This window comes from Mogibacterium timidum ATCC 33093, assembly GCF_000525775.1.
Taxonomy (GTDB): domain Bacteria; phylum Bacillota; class Clostridia; order Peptostreptococcales; family Anaerovoracaceae; genus Mogibacterium; species Mogibacterium timidum.
Window position 1 is genome coordinate 59,532 of sequence record NZ_JALU01000003.1, and the last position, 23,825, is coordinate 83,356.

Genomic DNA, 23,825 nt, shown 5'->3' on the forward strand with positions numbered 1-23,825 from the left:
TGCATGCGCTATCTGCTGCGTGTGCTCTAATATTCCTAAATAAACCACTCCGGATCCTTACGCTTAAAGTGCAGCTTCTCCCTGGCGATACGTGTCGCCTTGGCAAGAGATCCGTAGAAGCCTCTCGCATCCTGCGGACAAGCCTTGATGCATGCCGTACACGAAATGCATTTCTTAGGATCCGACTTTCTGAGATTCTTGGAATCTACGGCTCCTACCGGACACACCTCCGCGCAGGTACCGCAATCTATGCACATCGAGTTCGCAGTCGGATGGATGGGCAGGCTAACAGGCTTTCGCTTAGGTATAGAGCCCGAGATTGCCAGCGGTGCCAGTCTCCCTCGCATCGAATCTATATCAGTACATACGAAGCGCTTGAGCTTCTTGGCGCTAATCCTGCTGAATTCGATCATCTTCTTGATGTCATTCTCATCCGGCCTGTGCTCCGCAATCTTGGGAAACATCGAGTGCTGAGCGATAAACGCAGCCGCACTTATCACGTTGAAGCCCTGCTCACCCGCATAGGTGTACAGCTCGTATAGCGCGTCCCCATAGCTGTTGTTGCCATATGCCACCAGCGCAATCATGTACGCTCCATTGCCGTTGACCTTGGCAAGCATCTCCTTGCAAATCTCCGGGATTCTGCCCGACATGACCGGCATGCCCATGATAACTATGGTCTCCTCGCTGCAGTCTATCGAAGGGCTGATGCCGGGATGCTTGGTCAGCTCCAGCATATCGTAGAACGAATAGCCCAGATCATCCAGGCAGCTGTCCCGCATATTGTCAGTTATTTCTATTGTAATCTTCTTGGTGATCTTAGCCGTCTCGCCGGATGGACTAAAATACATGCCTACAACGTTTTTAATCATGTTTGAATCTCACACAGCTGTATCTAATTCCGCTCATAATTCGTATATGAATGCAGTCTATGAGATATCCTTCCTCAAATATAAATGAATTTTACCACGAGGAATAAAACAGAATGTTTAATTAGTGTGCATTTTTGTGAAGATAAAATGAAAAGCACAGGTCACACCAACCTGTGCCGATTAATACAGCATCTTGCTTTTAAACGCCCCATTTTAGGAAATGACTCAGATATTCTTTAAACCCATCAAGATTCAGCAACCAACATATCGTTATGATTACTGCCATTATAAAGAAGGCACAATTGATGCGTTTGATATGCTGTTTTTCAGTCTTTATTTCCTTATTATCATTCACATATCCACTTTATCTAAATTATAATCCTCTGCCCACTGATTAAAGTAGTCGATCTGCATAGCCTTCTTCATCTTGTCCAATGTCTGTTCTGCCTCTGCATTGGCCTTCTCTGTACCCTTGCGTAATACGTCTACAACAACCTCCGGATGCTCCTCGTAGTATGCGCGCCTCTCGCGGATCGGCACGAGGAATTCATTAAGCACCTTGAGCAGGAACTTCTTGACCTTTACATCACCGAGTCCGCCGCGTCTGTAGTGTGACTTGAGCTCATCGAGATTCTTGTACTCAGGCAGGTATTTCTCGAAAGAATCGGATTGCACTAACGCATCCAGATATGTGAATACAGTGTTGCCCTCGACCTGGCCGGGATCCTCGATCCTGATGTGGTTAGGATCCGTGTACATGCTCATAACCTTGATCCTGAGCTCCTCCTCGCTGTCGGAGAGGTAGATAGTGTTGCCGAGCGACTTGCTCATCTTGGCCTGTCCATCCGTTCCCGGCAGTCTCAGACAAGCCTTGTTGTCCGGCAGATATATCTCCGGCTCGACAAGCACTTCGCCGTACGTAGCGTTGAACTTGCGGACAATCTCGCGGCACTGCTCGATCATCGGTTCCTGATCCTCGCCAACCGGAACGATAGTACCCATAAACGCCGTGATATCCGAAGCCTGACTGATAGGATATGTAAAGAATCCGACCGGCAGATTGGCCTCAAATCCGCGCATCTTGATCTCGTTCTTGACAGTTGGATTGCGCTGAACTCTGGCGACTGTGACAAGGTTCATGTAGTACATCGTCATCTCGTGCAGCGCCGGGATCTTAGACTGGATAAATATAGTTGTGCGGTCCGGGTCGATTCCGATTGACAGATAATCCATCGTAACCTGCAGTACGCTCTCGCGCACCTTCTCAGGATTATCCGCATTGTCAGTCAGCGCCTGCGCATCTGCAATCATGATGAACATCTTGTCGATGCTCGGGTCTTCCTGCAGGATGAGTCTCTGTCTGAGAGAACCCACGTAATGTCCGATATGAAGCCTGCCGGTGGGTCTGTCACCGGTCAATACGATTTTATCTTTAGCCATGTTATTACCTCTTATTTTCTAAATGCTTATATTGGATCCCGGATCTTGCGCCTGACATATCTAATATATAAAGTGTAGCGGTCAGCACCACAACATTCGGCTTAGAACTGCTTTCTGCTGTTTGTGCGCTGCGATTAACACACTGCGGTATCAGTTAGCCGCGCCATCGCGTCCCATAGATAGCATCTTCGGTGGCAACTCCGTCCATGTATATGTCCGTATCCTCGAGCGGTATGTTGTCTGCAAGCAGCTTCTCAAAACAGATGGCCAGCTTGATGAAGCCTGCCGCTCTGAGGAATCTATCATAGTATCCTGCCCCGTGTCCGATTCTCCTCCCGTCCTCGGCACATGCCACACATGGAACAATAGCGAGATCGAACTCGTCTGTGGTTATCTCCTTAGCCTCCGGCAACGGTTCTCTGATGCCAAATGCTCCTCTTGTGAGCTCATCCCCCAGCTTGTATTCCTTGACAACCATCTCATGAGGACCGATGCAGAGTGGGATACCGACACGCTTTCCTTCAGCAAGTGCTTTATCTATAATAGCATCCGTAATCGGTTCGCCGGCCATGGACATGTAGCAAAATATAGTCCCTGCCGTCTTGTAAGCCGGAGATGCCGTCACCCGCTCGGCGATGCGCCTGCTCGCTTCTTCTATATATTCAGAAGACAGCCCTTTGACAATCTCCCTGCACCTCGCCCTGAGAGCCCTTTTATTCTGTTGTATCTCCGCGCTCGTCGGGTTTCTATCTGTGTCCACTGCAGCTCCTTTTCTCCTATTACAGTTTGCTGATAATATCCTTCTTGATCATTTTGGTATATATAATCGACATCGCAAGTCCGACGAACTCGGCGATAACAAACGACCACCACACGATGTCGATGTTGCCTAACCTGGACAGCAGATATGCAGCCGGAAGCAGCACGACTAGCTGTCTCACAATTGAAATATTCATACTGTATACACTCTTGCCGAGAGCCTGGAATACGCCTCCTCGCATAATCGAATATCCCGCCAGCGGGAATGCCAGCGACAGCACTCTCAGCTCGACAGTTCCGATCTTGAGCAGCCCAGGAGAAGCTGCGAAGAAACCCAGCAGCACGTTCGGAATTGCCCAGAATATTATCAGCCCGATTGACATTATGACTACTCCATATATGGCAGCCAGCTTCATAGCCTGCTCCATCCGCTTGCGGTTGCGCGCACCGTAGTTGTAAGCGATGATAGGCACTATACCGTTGTTCATGCCGAAGACAGGCATGAAGATGAAGCTCTGCAGCTTGAAGTAAGCTCCAAAGGCCGCAACCGCTGTGGTTGTAAACGCCACCAGTATCTGATTGAGACCGAATACCATGACCGAACCGACTGATTGCATGATAATCGACGGAATTCCAATTGCGTATATCTCCTTGATAGTTTTCCATCCCGGTCTGAAACGCTTGAAGCTGATGCGCACCTCACGGTTCTTGGTAAGATTGAAGTATACACCCAACAAAGCACCGACCGTCTGTCCAAACACTGTCGCAACAGCTGCTCCTGCGATACCCATCTTAGGGGCACCGAGCAGCCCGAATATCAGAATCGGATCCATGATGATGTTGATAACTGCACCTGTGCTCTGAGTGATAAAGATGTAGATGGTCTTGCCTGTGCTCTGCAGGAGTCTCTCGATAGTAATCTGCAGGAATACCATGATAGACAGCCAGCAAACGATACTCAGGTATGTCTCCCCGTAGTCAATAATCTTCTGGTTGCCGGTCTGCATCGCCATAAACGGCTTAGCAAAAAATCCCACGATTATGAACAACACATACGTCACAAAGCAAAGGAAGATACCGTTTTCGGCTGTCGCATTTACCTTACCGAAGCTCTTGGCTCCGAGGTAACGCGACATGAGAGCACTCATACCAACCGCTGTGCCTATACCAAACGCAATCATCATCGACTGGATAGGAAAGCATAGCGAAACAGCAGTCAACGCATCCTCGTCAATCTGCGCCACAAATATGCTGTCGACGATATTGTACAGTGACTGCACGAACATCGACACCATCAGCGGCACCGATAGCTTGATGATCAGCGGCGGTATGGCTGCGGTCCCCAGTATGTTTTCCTTTGTATCTATTGTATCTGTCTCTTTACCCATCATCCCCCCTGTGTAAAGCTTTTATATAAACAAAAATGACTGAATGACAGCCTCCCCCAAGCACCATTCAATCTTCTTGATCATTATACCATCTTGTGCTTTGATTTTTCCAGTGTCAACTACACGAAAGCGGTCGGCTTTTGCACTATTTACGTATATTTCATGTATGTTTTCTCACCTTTTACGCACCATGCACGACAAACTGCAGACAGTATGCAAGCATTGTACTCGCAATTATGCTCTATATGGAATGGAGCTGTCGAAACAGTGTTATCGAACGGCATCTATCATTCAGCGCACATCCAACACCTACGGATACCCATACACTGAGTCTCGCCGGAATACTCGCACAGAAAAAACGCGGCACAAGCCACGCTTTTTCCATTGCAGTATATTTATTATTAAGGATGTCACAGCCCGAAGGCTTGGAACAACAAATTTACATGAGAGAAGCTACGCACTTCTCCACTTCCTCCTTCTTGGCAGTCGGTTCGAACCTGGCAACGACGTTGCCGTTTCTATCAACCACAAACTTGGTGAAATTCCACTTGATATCGGGATTATTCTTGTAATCCTTGTCTATTTTCTTAACGACTAGTGAAAGTCCGGTTGCTTTGAGCCCTTTACCGAGCCCCTGAAAGCCTTGCTCCTGCTTGAGGAATCTATACAGTTCCAGCTGATTCTCGCCATTAACATCCGACTTCTTCATCTGAGGGAACTTCGTGTTGTAGTGAAGCGTGCAGAACTCGTGAATCTCATCGTCGGAACCCGGCGCCTGTCCTGCGAACTGGTTGCAAGGAATATCGAGCACCTCCAATCCCCGATCATGGTATTTTTCATACATATCTTCGATTGGCTCATACTGTGGCGTAAATCCACATCCTGTCGCTGTGTTGACAACCAGCACTACCTTACCCTCGTAAGCCTTCATCGAGATTTCGCTGCCATCAGCTGCCGGAACCGTGTAATCGTAAAAACTCATATCCCTTTCCTCCTCGGTTATGCTGCAAGGTGCCCGGCATATCCGCAGCATACGCTGCACTCCAACCCCTTAGCTCCGTTCTCTGTAGCCTTTGCGTATACAATTATATTGCATCAAATTGTTTTGTCAACGATTTAAATTGCACTTATATAAATACTTGCCGAATGCAGTCACTTTCCCGAGATTCGCGCAGTAAAATCATTCCTTACCAGGTGACTCGCCCATCACCCTTGATGTCTATCTTGTCTCCGAGGAATGTCGGCTTAGTCTTGAGCAGACACTGCACAAAAGCCTTCTCTCTGGACAGAAATTCTCTGACAGCTCTACGCTCATCCCCGGGATAATCCTTCTCAACTGCGCTGACTCCAACCGCTTCTATACCAAGTCTTCTGGCCGTGTATAATGAACGCCCCTCGTGGTAGTGTTGGGTGACGATTACGGCCGAATTCACACCAAATACAGCACGCGCACGATACATCGATTCGTAGGTCGAGAAGCCTGCATGGTCGAGAAAAATGTCTTCAGCCGAGACCCCGTGTTCTAAGCAGTAATTACGCATAACCTTGACCTCATCGTAATTTGCCTTGCCATTGTCGCCGGAGAGCAGCAGCTTGGGCGCGGCTCCGGCCTTATACAGTTCAATACCTCGATCCAGACGATCCTGCAGAATCTTGGTTGGCTTGCCGTTTCCGTACACGCCGGCTCCCAGCACAATGATACAGTCACGAGGTTCGCTTGACACCTGATCCGGTGTCCGGAGGTATCTCTCGCCGCCAAATTTTACGAAAAGATTTATCCCGACTATCACCAGGACGAGCAACAATATTAACTTAATTATGAATTTAAAAATCTTAAGCATAGTTAATATGATATTCCTCGTTCGTGTCGTACGCAAGGAATTAATGTAAAAAAAGCAAAACCGAGCTCCATAGCGAGCCACAAATATCACGGTGGCGCAACTCTGATGGAGCCCGGTTATTCATTTATCGCACTGCTCACGGCGTGCGACATCATCAAATTAGTCGAGGAATTTTACAGCTGTGCCGTAAGCCATAACCTCTGCAGCGTTCTGCATTACCGATGCAGACGAGTAACGAATCGCCACGATAGCGTCCGCACCCACAGACTCGGCCTCTTCAACCATTCTCTTGGTTGCCAGCGCTCTGGCGTTGTTCATCATCTCGTTATACTTAACGAGCTCACCGCCGACAAGAGTCTTAAACCCCGCCCCGATGTCTCTGATAGCATTAACAGTCTGAATTGTGCTACCTTTAACCAAGCCGACAGTCTCAAGCTTTCTGCCTGCAATTTCATTAGTAGTTACTAAGATCATCGTCTTCTCCCTTCTGAATCTCGCGGATTCTCTCAATCAAGATGTGCAGCACCCCATATACAAACCCGGCACAGATAAGCGCCGCAATTATTCTCGCTCCCAATGGTAACCCCGGAATGAAGGTAAATCCTACAAAATATGCCAGAATTGTTCCAATCACAATTCCAATGATTACAACTGCTACCAATATACTGCCGATCTTATTCTTCATCTAAATAATCTCTTCTCTTAAATACCCGCGAATACCCGAGCCGCCAATATTGACCGCCCCGCATTTCATATTAATTATACGTGAGACATCCGGTTCAGGCAATTCCGCGCGACAAAATTTAAGGAAGGCTTAAGATAATGCTTATGAAGATTCCCATTTGCGAATATATATTACAAATCACATAGATAAAAGCAAGTATCTCAAAGAACTTGGATAAAGAAGATCCGGGCGAGGCGAAAGATGATCTTTTTCACTTGATCCTCATCCTGCATGTTGGAATCCTGTAGTGGATTTAACGACTGTATTTAAATGATACTACTCCAATACTCCTGCTCGCCACCAAATTCACACCTGTGCCAAGGAAGTTCTCTGATATCACGTCGTTTATCTTAACCGGTGCCGAGACTCTTATTCCTTGAATCTCATTCATAGCATCTTGCCACATATCCAGCGGAATCTCACCATCAGTTATCACGGGGAGCACTCTGTCAATTGCCCCATCGATTTTTACAGTTGAAGTCAGGATTCTCATTGGCCTTGTCACTTCCTGCCTGGCATAGTTCAGACCTTCCTCGCAGCTGTATCCCTGCACATCTTTAACCTTATCTCCATCAAGAAGTACGGTAATTTTGCAGCCTTTTGGGCAGTTGACGCACACTAGCTCAGATTCTCTCATGCGAATCCTCCTTTATACGAATCTCCAGGTTCCCACAAGCTTGCTCAAGCTGCTTACCCGCTAAGACTATCTGCTCCATCTCAGATGGAATAACGGCATCTTTATTAATCGTTCTCAGAACAGTATCACCTTTAGCAATCTCTATTGTAATATTCTTCATCGGCTTGCGAACTCGGAAATAGAAGGTTACTGTCTTGGGTAAATTCATCCTATGAATCCTCGCCGGAACCACGTAACCCACCAGATTACCGGCCCTTATATCGTCGTAATCAGATTGCAGTTTCCCCATGTCAGAGATTCGCAATCCGCTCGTAATATCATTCTTTACATCATCGTAGCCGGATTGCAGATCCGCCTGAGGCTGAGCCTCAGCCTCATCCCCCGGAGCAGAAGCAACTTCAGTCCGGCTGTCTGAAGTTGCTTTGTCTGACATCGCTGTATTAATATAACGGATATAACGTATTGCACCAAGCGCCGCTTCTCCCGCCTGCTTGGTGACAAAATCTGCAAGATCATGAACATGGAGTCCATTTCCACAGGCAAATACGCCCGGCACAGAAGTCATATAATTCTCATCGACCACAGGGCCTCGGATGATCGGATCCATAACGATTCCGGCTTCCTCCGCGAGAGTATTTTCAGGAATTAACCCCACGCTAAGGAGCAATGTATCCACGTCAAAATACATCTCTGTACCTGTAATAGGCCTCTTGTCCGCATCGACCTCGGATACCTCTATTCTCTCAAGTCTGTCGTGCCCATAGATGTTTGTAACGGTGTGTGACAGGTACAGCGGTATCCCAAAATCATCGAGACACTGCTTCATATTTCGCGGGAGCCCGTTGCTGTATGGCATCAGCTCAGCTACACCCAGAACCTCCGCGCCTTCGAGGGTCATCCTCCTAGCCATAATCAGACCGATATCTCCGGAGCCGAGGATAAACACCCTCTTGCCCACGAGATATCCGTCTATATTGAGGTATCTCTGTGCCTGTCCTGCGGTGTAGACGCCGGTAGGACGTTCTCCGGGTATTCCAAGAGAGCCACGGCTTCTCTCATAACATCCGACAGCCAAAATTATGATATCTGCACGGATTTGCTGATATCCTTCCTCCGGATTTACATATTGTATGATACGGTCACTGCTCATGTGCGTACCCATAGTGCCCAACTTGACTTCAACCTCTGCATCCAACACCTGCTGCTCATAACGCTCCGCAAAAGCCGGTCCGCTGAGCTGCTCCTTAAAGGTCGTCAGCCCAAAGCCGTTATGTATGCACTGGTTCAGCACACCACCGAGCTCTCTATCCCTTTCGATTAGAACAACATCATTCACGCCTTCTTGTTTAAGCTTTGCAGCCGCAGCAAGTCCGCCGCAACCTCCGCCAATTACCACTGCCTGACAATGTCTCATGTTAGCGATTCTCCTTTTTCAAGATTTGTGAATTCCGGCCATCCAGTACAATCTCAAGAGGAGACCTGTTAAGCTCTCTAGCCAATATCTCAACGACCTTCGGCTCACAAAAGCCGCCCTGACACTTGCCCATCCCCGGCCGTACTCGCTTCTTGACGCCCTTGACGCTCCTCGCTCCGCATACGTCATGTATTGCCGCAACTATCTCGCCCTCGGATATTGTCTCACATCGGCAAACGATGTTCCCGTACTGTGGCTTTGCACGAACCAGCTCATCTCGCTCTTCATCGCTTAACTCAGACACGACAACCGAACGCTTCCTCGTCATAACTGCGTCAGCGTTAGGCCGCGGGTTAAATCTATCAATTACGAAATTATCTATAACGTACTCTGCAATTCCCGGAGCACTGGCAAGCCCCGGAGATTCAATCGATGCAACATTTATAAAATCCGGATTGTCGGCATCTAACGGCCCGATTATAAAATCCTTTGACGTCGAACTCGGTCTCAAGCCGGCAAAGGTTCGTATCGACTTGTGGAGCGGTACATCATTTATAATCTTGGAAATGTTCTCACGTATGTATGCCGCTCCCCCGACACTTGTTGCAGTAGTGGCCGGTTCGTCCAGCTGTTCGCTGTTAGGACCGATGAGAGTATTGCCATATACAGTCGGAATGGCCAGCACGCCCTTGCCCTTTGCCGTCGGAACCGGAAAGATAACACGGTCTACCACTTGCTCATCATTGCTTATGACGTAATATTCACCGCGTCTTGGCAGCATTTCGAAATCCACTGTATCTGAAACCATCCGGCAAATTGAAGCCGCACCTAACCCTGCAGCATTAATTACCATCTTGGCATGAAAAGCCTCTCCACCGGAGGTAATTAAATATCCATCTTCCGTCTTCTCTATATCGTCCACCTTGTGATTAAGATATAATTCAGTGCCATTGCTCACAGCAACCTGCATACAGGCAATTGCAACCTCCCACGGATATATGACAGACATTGCCGGGAATGACAAAACCTTTGTAACATTCTCACTGAGCTTCGCCTCGACAGCTCTTGCTTCATCACCGGACAGGAGCTCATGCGGAATATCCCTGCGTGCAGCCCTATCTGCCAGCACATCAAGCCTGGCTTCTTCCTCTGCACCACATGCAACGACATACGCACCGGTATTCTTGATATGGCAATTCAATTCCTCACATAGCTGCGGGTACTTGCGCGCACCTATAACATTGAGCTCCGCCTTCAGTGTACCGTCCTCAGGATCATATCCGGCATGTACAATTGCCGAATTAGCCATTGTCGCTCCGTTTGCTATATCATTTTCCTTATCAAGCACTGCTACTTTTAACTCGTACCGGGAAAGCTCTCTGGCAAGCATCGTGCCACAGATTCCCGCACCAATGATCACTATGTCGTAAAGCATTTGTCCTCCGGTTGCTGCGGTTAGTATTTCATTTCATTTATTATTTGTAAAATTCTATAAATTGTTCTTTATCCACCGGCATTTCGAATACAGATTCTATCGTTCCGGTACCTAAGTACCATTTCCATACCTTATTCATTTCCGGAGTTTCGACATCAAACAATTTCGCAATATCTATCAAAATCTTAAGTCCAAACGGGAAATCCGCAGTGAAATACCTTGAATTCCAGTCTACTTTCCACCCATTTCCCGATTTACACATAGGTGATCCAAGTCCTTTAAGCTCCTCCATATTACGAATCTTAGCTGTCATTGACTCTATGCTGTCACTCTCGTAGTATATACGCAAAGAGATTACACCCGACACATCTAACGGAAGCTTATCGCATATCTGCATCAATTCATCATTGAAATTGAGTAAAACCTCTGAACTTTCATCATCCCATTCCTCATAAAATAACGGGTTATCTGCATATTCGTAATCTCTAGGTTGTGCATGAAACAAAGCATACAGTCTTGCTGTATGTAATATTGGATTAGATGGAGTAAGCGTTACATTCAAATAATTCGGTAAAGTATCCGTCTTAATCGAGAATAAATTTTCTACTATTTCTTTATATCGATCCACTGCATACGCAGGAATTGTGCCGATATGCAGTTCTTCCTTTCTTCCCAGCATGTAAACGGATTGCCCGTACGTTTTTAACCTCGAAATGCTGTGTACCCTTTGCATTCCCAGCAGTATCATACCCTTTTGAATGAGATTGTAGAATGCAAATTCAGCACCCCCACTTCCGGGCACTACAAACAAGGTCTGTCCTTCGTTTACAAGTGGCTCCAGCCTCTTTGCAAACTCATCGAAAGTTGATGCAGGTGTCGTAATACAGATCATGTCTACGCCCCGGACGGCTTTGTCAAGCTCTGAACAAATCATTATATTACTGCTATAGAACAACAACTTATCATCTCTATCATAAACTTCGATAGTATCACTCCAGTCGTTTGGACGCCTGCTATATATTTTGATATTATGACCTTGATGTGCAAACTCTGCAGCCATCAAGGTTCCCATATTTCCGCCTCCGACAATTGCTATATTCATATTCCCTCTAAATCCTTATTATAAACAAAAATGCCAACTTCAGTAATTCCAAGTGTTTAAATCGCTATTAAAGCGCATAAACTTCTTAGTCAGTGAGTGCTTACGCACTCACTGACTAAGAAGCATTTTACGGTTTACGGCGTATCTTACCGTTAAACCCAGAAAAAGGAAGGTGAGCTAATCACCCTCCCATATAATTTGTGTATCGTCAGCTACCTGTTATACCAGTAGTTCATATCTACATTGCCGCTTATACCGTCGACCTTGCCTTTACTTGTGTACTGCCAGACATCATATCTTCCCTTATATGTCACCTTGCTGTAATACTGAGCAACCCACACCCTATAAGCACTAAGATGCCTCATATCCAAGTTGTTGTTTAGCCAACTTGTGCTTGCATAAATCATCGGAGTATACCCTAGCGCCTGGATTGTCTCACAGAATCCTTTTATAGCTGTTGTCCTTGCTGCAACAGAAATGCCGTTCGATCTTGCACCACTCTGATACTCCGTATCTACTACGAGCGGAAGTTTTATATCGTATTTTTTGATAAGAGATACGAGGTATCTTGCTTCTTCTGCTCCTTCTGTATAATCTATCGCTTCAGAGAACATGTACGCTCCAACCTTTAGGCCTGCCGCGATTGCTCCTGCTATATTCTGCTCAAACTTTGAATCCTTCGCAAGGGTGCCGTACTTCTTGCCTCGATATCCTGCTCTGATGATTACAAAGTCTATTCCGGCAGCCTTTACCTTCTGCCAGTTGATATTTCCCTGAAACTCGGAAACGTCGATACCTTTTAGCTGATCAACAATCGCTCCCGAAGCATCCGTTAAGTATGTCTCCCCATTCAGTTTAAAGGTACCAAACAGCATTACCCCATCGGCATTAAATGCGTACCTTTTGCTGTCAAGCTCCTTAATTGTGTTTCTAACCATTTTATGGTCTTTTTCGAAGTAGAACCAGTTTCCACCGACATACTGCCAGCCCTTCACTGCTGCGCCTGATGCATTGAAGTAATACCAGTCATTGGATTTTTTCTGCCAACCAGTCTTCATAGCACCATCGCTACCTAGGCAGTATAGGCCGCCATCGATGTTTCTGAAACCAGTCTCCATTTCACCGTGCTTACCCAGGTAGTACCAGCAGCCACCAACCTGTTGCCAGCCAGTTCTCACCGCACCATCAGTACCCAAGTATACCCATTTCCCTTCTATCTGCTGCCAGCCGATCTTCATTCTGCCGTCGTTAGGTCCGCCAAAATAGTAACCTTTTCCATCTATCAAAGTGGTATCGGTCTCCATCTCGCACAATTCATCGAAGTAATACCAATACCCACCGTACTTCAGCCAGCTGTTCCTTAAAGCTGCTCCGTCTGCACCATAATATGACCAGATATCAGCAATCTTTTTACCTTTTTCCTGGAATTCTCCAACTGATATCCAACCGGTCTTCATCACTCCATCGTTATGATCACCGAAGTAGTACTTCTTGCCATCCAGTTCCTGATGGCCAATAAGCATTGCGCCCGCCTTATCAAAGTAGTACCAGCAGCCACCAATCTTCTGCCAGCCGGTCTTCATCGCACCGTCTGTGCCAAAGTAATAGTAGTATCTACCGATCTTCTGCCAGCTCGTCTTCATAAGTCCATCGTTTGTTCCGAAGTAATATTTCTTACCATCGATAGAGCAGAGACCTGTCTGCATTACACCTGCTCCGTTGTAGAAGCGCCAACCGCCGGCCTCTTTCTTCCATGAACCTGCAATTACAGGTGCTTCTAAAACATCATCGTTTACATAATTATTTTCATCATAAGTTGTATCTCTAGCTTGTGTTGTGGAATCCGCTGTCTGTCCATCTGCTGCATCAGCTTCTTTGTCTTCATGTTCTTCTTCAGCCTGACCAACTGCCCCATCATTACGGTCAGCTGCCTCTGTAGCTGTAACTTCATTGTTAGCAGCTTCGTTTACAACAGCTTCTTTGCCTGCAGCATTAACCACTAAACAGAAACCAGCCATAATCATGGTAAAACATGTTGCTATTAGTATCAGATGATGACGCAGTTTCTCCGTTTCAGCCATGTCATTTATCTGAATCCTCTTCACAATCCTGTTCTTCCTTTTTTCTCCTTTATTTCGCAATTTGTTGTTATGCGCGTCTCAGCACTAGTTTGATTTTATCATATTAAATTTTGCTATGGCAAGCATTTGATTTAATTACCTTCTTATCTCACCAAATTCTAAGATGTCAGCGATACGTTCGCTGGCATGTCCATCACCATAAGGATTTGACGCTCTATTCATTGCTATATACTCTTCATTATCCGTAAGAAGTCTGGAAAATTCTTCATATATTGTCTCCTCTTCAGTTCCCACCAGCTTGAGAGTTCCTGCTTGAATACCCTCCGGGCGTTCGGTAGTGTCTCTCATTACCAGAACAGGCTTTCCAAGACTTGGCGCCTCCTCCTGAATTCCACCAGAGTCTGTCAGGATCAGGTAACTGCGGTTCATAAAGTTGTGGAAATCCAGTACGTCGAGAGGCTCTATTATTCTGATGCGTTCTTCCTTTCCACCAGGAGCGCTCTCGCCAAATACATCTTCTGCCGCCTGCCTTACTGCCGGGTTCATGTGAATAGGATAAATCGCCTTTACATCCGGATTCTCATCCATTACATGTCGAATCGCTCTAAACATATTGTGCATAGGCTCGCCGAGATTTTCCCTACGGTGCGCAGTTATCAATATCAGCCTAGAATCTGAAGCCCAGTCCAGATGCTCATTTGAGTAATCGTCCTTAACCGTCGTATTAAGAGCATCAATCGCAGTGTTACCTGTAATCCAAATTCTCTCAGCATCCTTACCTTCACTAACAAGATTCATCTTGCTTTTCTCTGTTGGCGCAAAGTTATACTCCGCAACAATTCCAACTGCCTGCCTGTTAAACTCCTCAGGGAACGGGGACTTGATATTGTATGTTCTGAGCCCTGCTTCTACGTGTCCAACAGGAATCTGAAGATAGAAGCACGCTAAAGCAGTCACGAATGTCGTCGTCGTGTCTCCGTGCACAAGGACAACATCTGGATTCTCATTAACTATCACCTCTCTGATCTTTTCGAGAATGTTAGTCGTAACGTCGAAGAGCGTCTGCTTATCCTTCATTATCGAAAGGTCATAATCCGGAATTACATGAAAGGTCTCGAGAACCTGATCAAGCATCTGTCTGTGCTGTCCGGTTACACATACGCAGGTCTCTAACCCCGCTCTCTTCTTCAATTCCTTTACCAGTGGGCACATTTTAATTGCTTCCGGCCTTGTCCCGAAGACCAGCATAATCTTTTTCATGACTACCTCTAAATTATTATCTGTAACATTTTATGAATTGTTCTTTATCCACCGGCATTTGGAAAACAGATTCCATAATTCCTATACTTGAGTACCATTCCCATACTTTGTTCATTTCAGGAGTTTTTATCTCAAACATTTTCGCAATATCTATCAAAATCTTAAGTCCAAATGAAAAGTCCGTAGTGAAATATCGTGAGTTCCAGTCTATCTTCCATCCATTTTCCGATTTGTACATAGGCGACAAAAGCCCTTTAAAAGCTTTTATACTGCTAATCTTAGAGGTCATGGCCTCCACATTGTCGCTCTCATAATAAATACTCAAAGGTTTTACACCCGAAATGTCCAACGGAATTTTACTACATATGTTTATTAACTCGTTATCGCATTTCAACATAATCTCAGAGCTTTCATCATCCCAGCTCTCATAGAACAGCGGGTTATCTGTGTACTCGTAATCTACCTGTTTTGCATGAAATAAAGAATACAGTCTTGTTGTATGCAATATTGGGTTAGAGGGGGTCAATGTTATGTTTAGATAGTTCGGCAACGTCATAGTGGTAATAGAAAATAAATTTTCTATTACTTCTTGATACCGTCTCGCTTCACTCGCAGGAATTGTAGCAATGTGTAAATTGTCCTTCCTGCCTAACATATACACAGAATGTCCATACTTTTTTAATCTTGCAATGCTGTGTACCCTCTGCATCCCTAATAACATTATACCCTTTTTTATAAGTTTATAAAATGCAAACTCGGCACCACCAAGTCCAGGTACTACACACAAGATTTGTCTTTTGTTGACAATTGGCTCCAGTCTACTTGCAAATTCATTGAAAGTTGATGCAGGTGTCGTAATCCAAATTAACTCTGCATCACAAATTGTTTCCACAAGCTCTGAACAAACCGTTATATTACTGCTACAAAATAAAAAATTGTCGTCAGCATCATAAACTTCAATAGCGTCACTCCAATCAGCTGGTCGTCTACTGTATATCTTGACATCATGTCCTCGAAATGCAAATTCAGCCGCCATCAAGGTTCCTATATTTCCGCCTCCGATAATTGCTATCTTCATCTTTCCCCCAAGCTCCCGATTATGTATAAAATATCAGCATAAGTACAGCTTATACATTTACATAAGTTATACTTATACTTTACCATTAATTCACTCAGTTAAATTTTAGAGAAACAATCTCTCAATGCCGATACTAGTTTGGCGTTCTCGTCTTCTGTTTTTACAGCAATCCTAATAAACTGTCTTCCAGTATAATCGAATTTGTTACTTAGATCCTTGACAAGTATTGAATACTCTTTAAGCATCCTGTTGCAAAGCTCTGATGCCCTGTAAGGCTTGAGAATTTCGATCATTATATAGTTCGCCTCTGAAGGGAACACTCGAATTTGTTCTATACACTTTAAACCTTCAACGTACTTTTTACGTGCTTCCTTAATTCTATCGAGCCCCTCTGCGTAGCTTTTATCGTATTTTTCTGCTATCTGCAAGTAAAACTCTGCAAACGAATTGATATTCCAAATTGAAACAGAGTTCTTCAGGTTGGCGATTTTCTCATGATTGGCAGACACGCATATTCCCAGTCTAAGCCCGGGGACACCATATGACTTAGATATCGATTTTATAACTAGTAGATTAGGGAATTTTTCAAAATTCCCATCGGAAATTATAGACGCATGCTTTTCCTCAGCAAAATCTATAAATGACTCGTCATATATTAATTGTATATGACAGTCCTCACACCATTGTGCAATTTTTAAAACATCATCTTTTGGTATATAATTACCTGACGGATTGTCCGGATTAACCAAAACAAGAGAGGAAATGTTTTTATCCCCGAAAAACTCAATCAAATCATCAGTAGAGTACGAAAAATCATCAGTATTCGGTCTAAACACCACACTTATATCTTTATCATAACGATTATAATACTCTTCGAAGGATGGTCGTATAAAACCTATTTTACCGACAGATTCTTCTATAATGGACTTTATGAGTTCTGCTGCCCCATTTCCTACCACTATACTTTCTTGATCAACTCCGTAATTTTTAGCCGCAAGCAGACTGACAACCCTCATCCCTGACGGGTACTGAGTTAGTAATATCTCCATATTAGCCTTTAACTCATCCATAAGTCTCTGTGGTGGATAATAAGGGTTTACTAAATAACAGAAATCAAGCATCTTCGGATATCTCCAGTACCCTCCAAATCTTCCACTAATCGCAGCATAGCACTCACCACTACTCTTGCTAAATATGCTTTCTGCTATATCTAAATCCTGCACATCATCTATCTCATACCACTTCTGTCCCGTAAGTCTTTTAGCATGAATTTCGGGCTTATCAATCATAGTAATAACTTTGAGCACCTGTTCGTAGTATTCATTAACACCCAATGCTTTTTGGTAGGCATTAAGAAAAGGCAAATATTTATTAGCTGAAAAACTCTTGGCAAATTTGTATATATTTACAGTCTTATAATAATGTGGGATATCTTCAAACACAAAATTTTTTCCCGGTACAAAATCGATAATATTATCATCATTATCAATTTTTACAACAGTCCCATCCATCCAACTTTCATATTTGTCCACAAGCGCCAAGGTTTCACGCGGATCATCAAGAATAGCATCAAGCACGCTATCTTCGAAAATTAAATCGCTCTCAAAGAGGAGTGTATCCTCTTCCACTAAGTAATCGGAGGCTAGCGATAGCGAATATATGTTATTCGTCTTTTCATATATTGGATTATCTATATATAGAATTGGTGTGACAATCCCTAGAGAATCTATATATTCCTTAAGTTTATCCTTCTCATATCCCACAACCATAATAATTCTGGATACTCCTCGCTTATCGATTTGGTTGAGCATCCGTTCAATCATAGTCACGCCATTGACTTTGACCATGCATTTAGTATTATTGCTTGTAAGCTTCTTTAACCGCTTACCCATTCCTGCGGCCAATATTAACGCTTGCATCTCTTCTCCTCCAATGATATCACAAACGGTCTGTGTCCTATCCTGTCCTTGTAGGGCGGAAGTTTCATGTAGTCACCATATATAGCAGTAAGATATGCGTCCACATCAGCCGGTGCAAAGAAACTATGCCCTTCAAATTCTACTTCTATTGGCGGAAATAACATCTCGTTTGGGAAGGCTATTCTACTGGAAAAAGAATGGCATGTCGACTTCCCTGAATCAAATCCGAGGCCCGAATATTTTGTGTAATCATGATTGAGCTTCTCTAGGAGTTTTTTCTCAGAGCTAAATTGCATCGCTAGATACTGAAGCCTTCTCGCAGCCTTTCCAATCTTCCATCTTAAATTAGACTGAGGAAGCCCCACTCTATCTGGAATTCTCCTCTTAAACAGCTTGCGGTTAAGTTCCCTGCAGTAGCCCATATACTCGTCTATACCGTCCTCCGGTAGCCTGTCGTAGGGAAATATATCGATATAGATGCCATGATGCATCTTGATATTTCTCTTATTCCATTCGATAAACGCTGTGCCATTCTTTCTTATTTTTGCATAAGGGAACGGAACCTTTGGATCTGTTTTTAAGTTCTGGAGAAAGAAAGCTTCGCCCAGTTCGTCCTTCGCAATCCGCATAAATCTATTGTAGTCAGGCCTAGGCATTCCAACATCAATATCATCATCCCACGGTATAAACCCCTTGTGTCTCACGGCTCCAAGAGCTGTCCCGCTATCCAAAAAATAACACAGGTTGTTCTTCCTACAAATCTTATCTAATTCAATAAGGATGTCTAATTCGATTTTTTGTACAGACTTCAATTCGGGGAAATTCTTCGTATAATCGTCTGTCTTTATGTCTGCCATCTTAACACCTTATTCCAACTCTAAATCTCTAAAGATCATCTATTTATCGAGCTTCTTCCTTCTAACCTCCAGGAATGCGCTTACTATGATTCCAACGAAAAGTCCTGCAACTCCACCTGTCACATAGTAACCCTTCTTGCTAACACTCTCAGCTTCAAGCGGCTTTCTTGGCATCGAGATAACTTTGAGCATATCTTCTCCCCTTATCTCCTTTCCCACCTCTAAGAAGGCCTTAGCCTCTGCATCTGCGAGCTTAAGAGTTTCTTCTTCATTCACGCCGGTTACGTAGATGTCTACAAACTGACCTTCCTTTGCCACATCAACGGCAACTCTCGAATTGAGCGACTCTCTGCCTTTGTCATCTAATCCTGCGTATTTTGCTGCAGCATCTAGAGTCTTCGAGGATGTTGAAATCTTTGCATAGAGTCCAACAAGTTCCTGATTCTTCTTTATGTCATCTAGAGTACTATTCTGATAACCATTTACAGATGTAATAGCCACAGTGATCTTCGCTTTATAGGAAGTGCTTGCCTTTGACCCTTCGACCTTAGCCATAACAATGGCGCACACTGCTATGCATATAATCATTACGACAGCATACTTCTTCACTAGCCTGATAATTTTCTTCTCAAAACTATTTTCCATTTTGTAAATCCTCCATGTACTTTCTTAAATCGACTGAAAATTCTTCTTGCTTCTTCTCAACCACTTGGTTCTCAACAAACTTCTTTATATTCTCCTTAATAGCATCTATATTGTCGTGAACACTTATCAAGGCCTTCTCTATGTCACTATCATATGCTCCGATACCATATTCGTCTAAAATTCTCCTCATCGGGGGATTGTCAGTCGTTGCAACCGCAATCCCTTCATATGCGTATTCGTAAACCTTTCCTGATGAGCAGTAGAGGTTGTTCGAATTCTTCTTATGATACATAGCAATTCCTGCGTCGCATTTTGAAACGAAGTACTTGAGTTCGTTCTGATTAAGCCTTGGTACCAGTTTGACGTTCTGTATTCCTTTATCTTCAATAAACGCCTCAATCTCTTGCTTATCTGTATTTTCCTTGCATCCTACCAGGTAAAGTGTATTGTTAAAGTCAAGGTTTGCTGCTGCCTCGATCAACTCTTTTGTACCTCTTTCAAGCTCACAGCCCGCCGTTGATACGATTTTAAACGAATCATCATTGTTTAGATAGTCAAACTTGAGATTGAGAACTTCTTCAGAGTAATCCTCTGAATACGACAGTTTTCTAAAATTCTCAAATACGAGAATCGCACCTATCTTGCCATACTCTCTCTTCATCACTTCTTTGCGCTCTTCATTGGCACAAACTGTAAGGCTCGCCTTTGCGAGCATTCGAGATTCAAAGAAGCATCCAATCTTACTTACGAAGCCATGCGTCTCCCTTTGTAAATACAGTTCTCGAGCATCGTATATCACAGCCTTCGGCTTGATAAGCTTGTTAAGCTTTAGCGTCGGCACAGTTGCTTTTCTGTTGTCTGCAAATATAAAGTCTACATCTCTTTGACCTTTGCCTATTTCAACAGCCTTGCGTATGAACTCTTTATATGACCTGTAGTTCACATAATATGAATTATTTTCCGCGAAATCATCTCCTTGAGTTGTCGTTATCTCTATGACATCAGCAAATGAATTAAGAACATCGAGTATCGCTCTGGTTCTACCGTCAAAGTTTTTATTTGCTGCGCTGATAAACAGTATCTTCACTTGCTCTCCTCCATATCTTATAAACAGCGTATATTATATCCAGAGCGAGCGCCCCGACAATGTAGTTAAATATGGCATTGTACGTCGCACCTCTTCCAATCAGGATGAATAATGTGCAGACCATACTAACCTTCATGCATCTCATCGTCGGATCCTTAGTAACCTTGATGATCTCATCGATAAACGACACTAATATTCCGTACACAATACCCATCATGAAGCTCATGAAACCAAAGTTTGCAAATGTATCTCCAAACAGAGTTGGATGCATTGTGCCTCGTGGGTTGTCTATATGCTTCCATTCTTTGTACATATCTATCGCAAAGTCTCTTGGCTTAAACTTGGCAATGCTCGTCGGCACAAATAAGAGCGCCAACCTCATATAACCCAGCGCTAATCCGAATTTAGGGAAGTTGTTGTTGTGCTCTACAAAGTAGTAATAAGCCTTTACGAGCCCCAGCTCCCCTTCTCCTCTTCGCATGTAGTCGACAGAACGCTTAAGAATTTCTCCTATTCCTACCTTCGGCAGAAGACTTATATCTCCAAGCCACCTGATTTGTTGAAAAACAAACACTGAAAATACCAGTATCACACCCGCCGATATTCCAATTGCCACCTTCTTATTATTCTTGTTGAATAAGAAATAAATAATGAATGGTGTTACAAAGCCCAGTAGATTGTATCTTGATTTTGAATAAAGTGCGCAGAATACGTAGATCCCGAAAGCGATTATGAAGCACAGATACTTCTTCTTGCAAAGGCAGGCAAATCCGATTCCTGAGAAGGCAACCATTATCTTTCCTGCCATTATTTCGATTGAAGTTTGCGGCATATCAAGTGTTTGTGTCCATGTAGAGTTAAATAGAGAATAACCTCTGCCGTAGAATCCCGCTGCAACGATCACAAAACATAGCAGGTATACACAGAATATCATACGAAAGAGTGCATCCGGAGTTTCCTTAAAATCATTAACCTCCATCTCAAGCTTTTCAGCATTAAACTTGGCAAAGTAGATAAACCTCGTGAACATGTAAAGTGTCATGAATAGAACCGCTATCATGGTCGCATTAGCAATTGTCACTTCGGAGTAATCTCCTGAATATGCATGTGCCGTATTAGGGATTGTAAATACTACAAAGAGCATCGCCCAGAGAACCATCCCAAGCGACTTTTTCCTCCACTCATATAGTAGAACAAGTATATTTAAAATCCACGACAGTAAAATTAGCACAATCCAGTCCTTTCACAGCTACACCTATTCCTAGTGAGTAACCAGTTCCTCTGTAACCGATACCTCTACAGGTCTATGACCGACACGGTCTTCGACTGAAGGCAGTTGCATATAATCACCATACATAAGTGTTAAATATTCTTCGAGTTTTGCAGGCGCATAGAACTCCTCCCCTTCAAACATAATTTTCTGAGGAGGGAAAAGCATCTCGTTTGGGAAGATTATTCTATCAACAAACGAGAAACACGTGCAAAATCCGTGTTCATTCGGCTTTATCTCATGGCGCATATACTCTTTTTCAATCTTTCCTTCGAGCAGGCTTTCCGGATACATCTTTAAAAGGTAATGCTGCATCCTCCTTGCTATTGCACCGAGCTTCCACTTAAAGCCTTTATGAGGAATGCCTACTCTGTCAGGAATGTATTTCTTAAACTGTATCTTGTTGAGCTTAAGACACTTATCGATGTGCTCATCAAGGCCATCAATAGGGAGACCATCATAAGGGAATACATCGATATAAATTCCGTGATGCATCTTGATATTACGCTTGTTCCACTCAAGGAAAGTCGTACCGTTCTTTCGCACCTTGGCAAATGAAAATGGTGCCTTAGGATCAGTCTTCCTAGTCTGCACAAAGTAGTTTTCTCCTAATTCTTCTTGTGCAATTTCCAAGAACTTCTCATAATCTTGGCGTGGCATACCGATGTCAATATCGTCATCCCACGGGATAAATCCACCATGCCTAACAGCACCAAGAGCAGAACCGCTTTCAATAAAATACGTAAACCCTCTCTCCTCGCAAAGCCTTGCTACCTTCATTAAGATCTCGAGTTCAACTCTTTGAACGTCCTTTATCTCCGGAAATGCATCCACATTATAGGTTGTCATCATCATTGCTCTCACTCTCAAGATCTTTATCGCTATTATTCTTTGACTTTGGGTTTTGAATCTCTTTTATCTTCTGGCGCGCCTTCTTTATACTCGCTTCATCCGGCTTCATAACGTATAGCCGCTGATTGCCTGATGAGTATACAGGCGAGAATGCATCAAAGCCTTCTAATGAATTAGACTCGAACTCCCAATTAGGATGCTTTCCGAGATGGAACTTTACTAGCGCCTTGAGCTCTGCTCTTGTAAGGTTCATCTCCATAGTTGGAGCAAGGTACTTTAGTATCTTGTTATATCTAGTCAGTAATGTAGTCGAACCGGTAAGCTTGTTCACAATTGCCTTGAGAACCTCCTGCTGGTTACGAACTCGGTGATTATCGCCATCGCTGTAAGCGCGCCTCTCTCTTGCGTATGCGAGTGCCTTCGCACCATCAAGCTCATTCTCACCTTTTACGAACTGATATCTGCCTATATATGATATGAATGCTTTATCAGAGTTGATAGTGATTCCACCGATGGAATTTACTAAGTCTTTGAGCGTATTGTAGTTAACCTTTACATAATAGTTAATCTTAATACCTAGGAGATCTTCTACATCAGAAGTAGTCTCATTTATACCCATCAATCCGGTATGAGTCAGCTTATCCTTTTCTCCATTCTGAAGCTCAACGAGATAGTCTCTTGGAATTGAAGTCATTAGTATTTTATGCGTTTTAGGATTTACTGTAATAATCATATTAACATCACTACGAGCTTCATCAGTGATTTTACCGGTAGTGTCCATGCCGCTTATGTAAATGTTAAATGGCTTGCTCGTTACGTCTACCGCATCCTCCGCCTTTTTCTTAGCGGTAACCTGCCCTAGGAACTCGTGTGTAGCGAACGCGTATGCGGTTCCGACAATATAAACAATCATCAGTATCAGACTCAGAATAAAGGCAATTACCTTTCTGGATCTTTTGATGTTGTCTTTAAACAGCTGTACAAAAAACACTCCGCTGATTATCAGAAGCACCACGAATGCCAATAACAGGATCTTTGAAGGAATAACATCAAGTACAAGCATTGATGTTACAAATACTAATAATGCCACTAGATAAAGTAACGACCATATCTTGGTAAACGTGTTGAACTTGCTTTTGCGATATTGTCTTGCATTACTCATGT

Annotated in this window: 22 protein-coding genes; all 22 read right to left on the reverse strand. The window is 43.9% G+C overall.

The features are described 5' to 3' along the window. Positions 1-35: 35 nt before the first annotated feature. The 22 genes from HMPREF0581_RS00825 to HMPREF0581_RS00930 all read right to left on the reverse strand — a co-directional run bounded on the left by HMPREF0581_RS00825 (position 36) and on the right by HMPREF0581_RS00930 (position 23,823). Positions 36-872: a 4Fe-4S binding protein gene (locus HMPREF0581_RS00825; RefSeq protein ID WP_036379454.1), complete on the reverse strand. Its 837-nt coding sequence runs from the start codon at positions 870-872 to the stop codon at positions 36-38. Positions 873-1,223: 351 nt separating this feature from the next. Then, positions 1,224-2,312, reverse strand: a complete 1,089-nt coding sequence (gene trpS, locus HMPREF0581_RS00830) for a tryptophan--tRNA ligase (RefSeq protein WP_036379456.1) — start codon at positions 2,310-2,312, stop codon at positions 1,224-1,226. A 154-nt stretch (positions 2,313-2,466) separates the two neighbouring features. Next, the gene (locus HMPREF0581_RS00835) at positions 2,467-3,072 is read right to left on the reverse strand and encodes a 5-formyltetrahydrofolate cyclo-ligase (protein ID WP_051426863.1); all 606 of its coding nucleotides are present in this window, start codon (positions 3,070-3,072) and stop codon (positions 2,467-2,469) included. Positions 3,073-3,091: 19 nt separating this feature from the next. Next, positions 3,092-4,459, reverse strand: coding sequence for an MATE family efflux transporter (locus HMPREF0581_RS00840; RefSeq protein WP_036379458.1), 1,368 nt, complete (start codon positions 4,457-4,459; stop codon positions 3,092-3,094). Positions 4,460-4,898: 439 nt separating this feature from the next. After that, positions 4,899-5,441 (reverse strand): glutathione peroxidase, encoded by a 543-nt coding sequence (locus HMPREF0581_RS00845; RefSeq protein ID WP_036379460.1) that lies wholly within the window; start codon positions 5,439-5,441, stop codon positions 4,899-4,901. A gap of 205 nt (positions 5,442-5,646) precedes the next feature. Further along, positions 5,647-6,300 carry a SanA/YdcF family protein gene (locus HMPREF0581_RS00850; RefSeq protein ID WP_009643516.1) on the reverse strand — a complete coding sequence of 218 codons (654 nt, stop codon included), beginning with the start codon at positions 6,298-6,300 and terminating at the stop codon, positions 5,647-5,649. A 159-nt stretch (positions 6,301-6,459) separates the two neighbouring features. Further along, positions 6,460-6,774: a heavy metal-binding domain-containing protein gene (locus HMPREF0581_RS00855; RefSeq protein WP_009643424.1), complete on the reverse strand. Its 315-nt coding sequence runs from the start codon at positions 6,772-6,774 to the stop codon at positions 6,460-6,462. Beyond that, positions 6,755-6,985, reverse strand: a complete 231-nt coding sequence (locus tag HMPREF0581_RS00860; RefSeq protein ID WP_009643492.1) for a hypothetical protein — start codon at positions 6,983-6,985, stop codon at positions 6,755-6,757. Before HMPREF0581_RS00860 ends, HMPREF0581_RS00855 begins: the two co-directional genes overlap by 20 nt. A 292-nt stretch (positions 6,986-7,277) precedes the next feature. Next, positions 7,278-7,661: a DUF1667 domain-containing protein gene (locus HMPREF0581_RS00865; protein WP_036379462.1), complete on the reverse strand. Its 384-nt coding sequence runs from the start codon at positions 7,659-7,661 to the stop codon at positions 7,278-7,280. Then, positions 7,648-9,075: an NAD(P)/FAD-dependent oxidoreductase gene (locus HMPREF0581_RS00870; protein WP_036379464.1), complete on the reverse strand. Its 1,428-nt coding sequence runs from the start codon at positions 9,073-9,075 to the stop codon at positions 7,648-7,650. The genes HMPREF0581_RS00865 and HMPREF0581_RS00870 overlap by 14 nt, the downstream gene beginning before the upstream one ends. A 1-nt stretch (position 9,076) precedes the next feature. Continuing rightward, on the reverse strand, positions 9,077-10,510 hold the full coding sequence (locus HMPREF0581_RS00875; RefSeq protein WP_036379466.1) for an NAD(P)/FAD-dependent oxidoreductase: 1,434 nt from the start codon (positions 10,508-10,510) through the stop codon (positions 9,077-9,079). Between the two features lie 40 nt (positions 10,511-10,550). Next, the gene (locus tag HMPREF0581_RS08170) at positions 10,551-11,612 is read right to left on the reverse strand and encodes an NAD/NADP-dependent octopine/nopaline dehydrogenase family protein (RefSeq protein ID WP_051426864.1); all 1,062 of its coding nucleotides are present in this window, start codon (positions 11,610-11,612) and stop codon (positions 10,551-10,553) included. Positions 11,613-11,824: 212 nt separating this feature from the next. Continuing rightward, positions 11,825-13,717: a GH25 family lysozyme gene (locus tag HMPREF0581_RS08175; protein WP_051426865.1), complete on the reverse strand. Its 1,893-nt coding sequence runs from the start codon at positions 13,715-13,717 to the stop codon at positions 11,825-11,827. A gap of 111 nt (positions 13,718-13,828) precedes the next feature. After that, entirely contained in the window at positions 13,829-14,953 is a 1,125-nt protein-coding gene (gene wecB / locus HMPREF0581_RS00890) for a non-hydrolyzing UDP-N-acetylglucosamine 2-epimerase (RefSeq protein ID WP_036379468.1), read from the reverse strand. 16 nt (positions 14,954-14,969) lie between these two features. Beyond that, positions 14,970-16,031 (reverse strand): NAD/NADP-dependent octopine/nopaline dehydrogenase family protein, encoded by a 1,062-nt coding sequence (locus HMPREF0581_RS08440; protein ID WP_084645293.1) that lies wholly within the window; start codon positions 16,029-16,031, stop codon positions 14,970-14,972. 98 nt (positions 16,032-16,129) lie between these two features. Beyond that, complete coding sequence (locus HMPREF0581_RS00900; RefSeq protein WP_036379471.1) at positions 16,130-17,950, reverse strand: aminotransferase class I/II-fold pyridoxal phosphate-dependent enzyme; 1,821 nt, start codon at positions 17,948-17,950, stop codon at positions 16,130-16,132. After that, complete coding sequence (locus tag HMPREF0581_RS00905; RefSeq protein ID WP_051426866.1) at positions 17,938-18,807, reverse strand: LicD family protein; 870 nt, start codon at positions 18,805-18,807, stop codon at positions 17,938-17,940. Before HMPREF0581_RS00905 ends, HMPREF0581_RS00900 begins: the two co-directional genes overlap by 13 nt. A gap of 39 nt (positions 18,808-18,846) precedes the next feature. Further along, the gene (locus HMPREF0581_RS00910; RefSeq protein ID WP_036379473.1) at positions 18,847-19,452 is read right to left on the reverse strand and encodes a YveK family protein; all 606 of its coding nucleotides are present in this window, start codon (positions 19,450-19,452) and stop codon (positions 18,847-18,849) included. Further along, on the reverse strand, positions 19,442-20,539 hold the full coding sequence (locus HMPREF0581_RS00915) for a glycosyltransferase (RefSeq protein ID WP_036379475.1): 1,098 nt from the start codon (positions 20,537-20,539) through the stop codon (positions 19,442-19,444). The genes HMPREF0581_RS00910 and HMPREF0581_RS00915 overlap by 11 nt, the downstream gene beginning before the upstream one ends. Further along, entirely contained in the window at positions 20,508-21,770 is a 1,263-nt protein-coding gene (locus tag HMPREF0581_RS00920) for a hypothetical protein (RefSeq protein WP_156918776.1), read from the reverse strand. The genes HMPREF0581_RS00915 and HMPREF0581_RS00920 overlap by 32 nt, the downstream gene beginning before the upstream one ends. Before the next feature lie 30 nt (positions 21,771-21,800). Continuing rightward, positions 21,801-22,664 (reverse strand): LicD family protein, encoded by an 864-nt coding sequence (locus HMPREF0581_RS00925; RefSeq protein ID WP_084645294.1) that lies wholly within the window; start codon positions 22,662-22,664, stop codon positions 21,801-21,803. Beyond that, entirely contained in the window at positions 22,645-23,823 is a 1,179-nt protein-coding gene (locus HMPREF0581_RS00930) for an LCP family glycopolymer transferase (protein WP_051426868.1), read from the reverse strand. The genes HMPREF0581_RS00925 and HMPREF0581_RS00930 overlap by 20 nt, the downstream gene beginning before the upstream one ends. Positions 23,824-23,825: the final 2 nt, after the last annotated feature.

Coding starts and splice junctions, on each gene's coding strand:
- HMPREF0581_RS00825 (WP_036379454.1), bottom strand. CDS start 872: ATGATTAAAAACGTTGTAGGCATGTATTTTAGTCCATCCGGCGAGACG.
- trpS (WP_036379456.1), bottom strand. CDS start 2,312: ATGGCTAAAGATAAAATCGTATTGACCGGTGACAGACCCACCGGCAGG.
- HMPREF0581_RS00840 (WP_036379458.1), bottom strand. CDS start 4,459: ATGGGTAAAGAGACAGATACAATAGATACAAAGGAAAACATACTGGGG.
- HMPREF0581_RS00845 (WP_036379460.1), bottom strand. CDS start 5,441: ATGAGTTTTTACGATTACACGGTTCCGGCAGCTGATGGCAGCGAAATC.
- HMPREF0581_RS00850 (WP_009643516.1), bottom strand. CDS start 6,300: ATGCTTAAGATTTTTAAATTCATAATTAAGTTAATATTGTTGCTCGTC.
- HMPREF0581_RS00855 (WP_009643424.1), bottom strand. CDS start 6,774: ATGATCTTAGTAACTACTAATGAAATTGCAGGCAGAAAGCTTGAGACT.
- HMPREF0581_RS00860 (WP_009643492.1), bottom strand. CDS start 6,985: ATGAAGAATAAGATCGGCAGTATATTGGTAGCAGTTGTAATCATTGGA.
- HMPREF0581_RS00865 (WP_036379462.1), bottom strand. CDS start 7,661: ATGAGAGAATCTGAGCTAGTGTGCGTCAACTGCCCAAAAGGCTGCAAA.
- HMPREF0581_RS00870 (WP_036379464.1), bottom strand. CDS start 9,075: ATGAGACATTGTCAGGCAGTGGTAATTGGCGGAGGTTGCGGCGGACTT.
- HMPREF0581_RS00875 (WP_036379466.1), bottom strand. CDS start 10,510: ATGCTTTACGACATAGTGATCATTGGTGCGGGAATCTGTGGCACGATG.
- HMPREF0581_RS08170 (WP_051426864.1), bottom strand. CDS start 11,612: ATGAATATAGCAATTGTCGGAGGCGGAAATATGGGAACCTTGATGGCT.
- wecB (WP_036379468.1), bottom strand. CDS start 14,953: ATGAAAAAGATTATGCTGGTCTTCGGGACAAGGCCGGAAGCAATTAAA.
- HMPREF0581_RS08440 (WP_084645293.1), bottom strand. CDS start 16,031: ATGAAGATAGCAATTATCGGAGGCGGAAATATAGGAACCTTGATGGCG.
- HMPREF0581_RS00900 (WP_036379471.1), bottom strand. CDS start 17,950: ATGCAAGCGTTAATATTGGCCGCAGGAATGGGTAAGCGGTTAAAGAAG.
- HMPREF0581_RS00905 (WP_051426866.1), bottom strand. CDS start 18,807: ATGGCAGACATAAAGACAGACGATTATACGAAGAATTTCCCCGAATTG.
- HMPREF0581_RS00910 (WP_036379473.1), bottom strand. CDS start 19,452: ATGGAAAATAGTTTTGAGAAGAAAATTATCAGGCTAGTGAAGAAGTAT.
- HMPREF0581_RS00925 (WP_084645294.1), bottom strand. CDS start 22,664: ATGATGATGACAACCTATAATGTGGATGCATTTCCGGAGATAAAGGAC.
- HMPREF0581_RS00930 (WP_051426868.1), bottom strand. CDS start 23,823: ATGAGTAATGCAAGACAATATCGCAAAAGCAAGTTCAACACGTTTACC.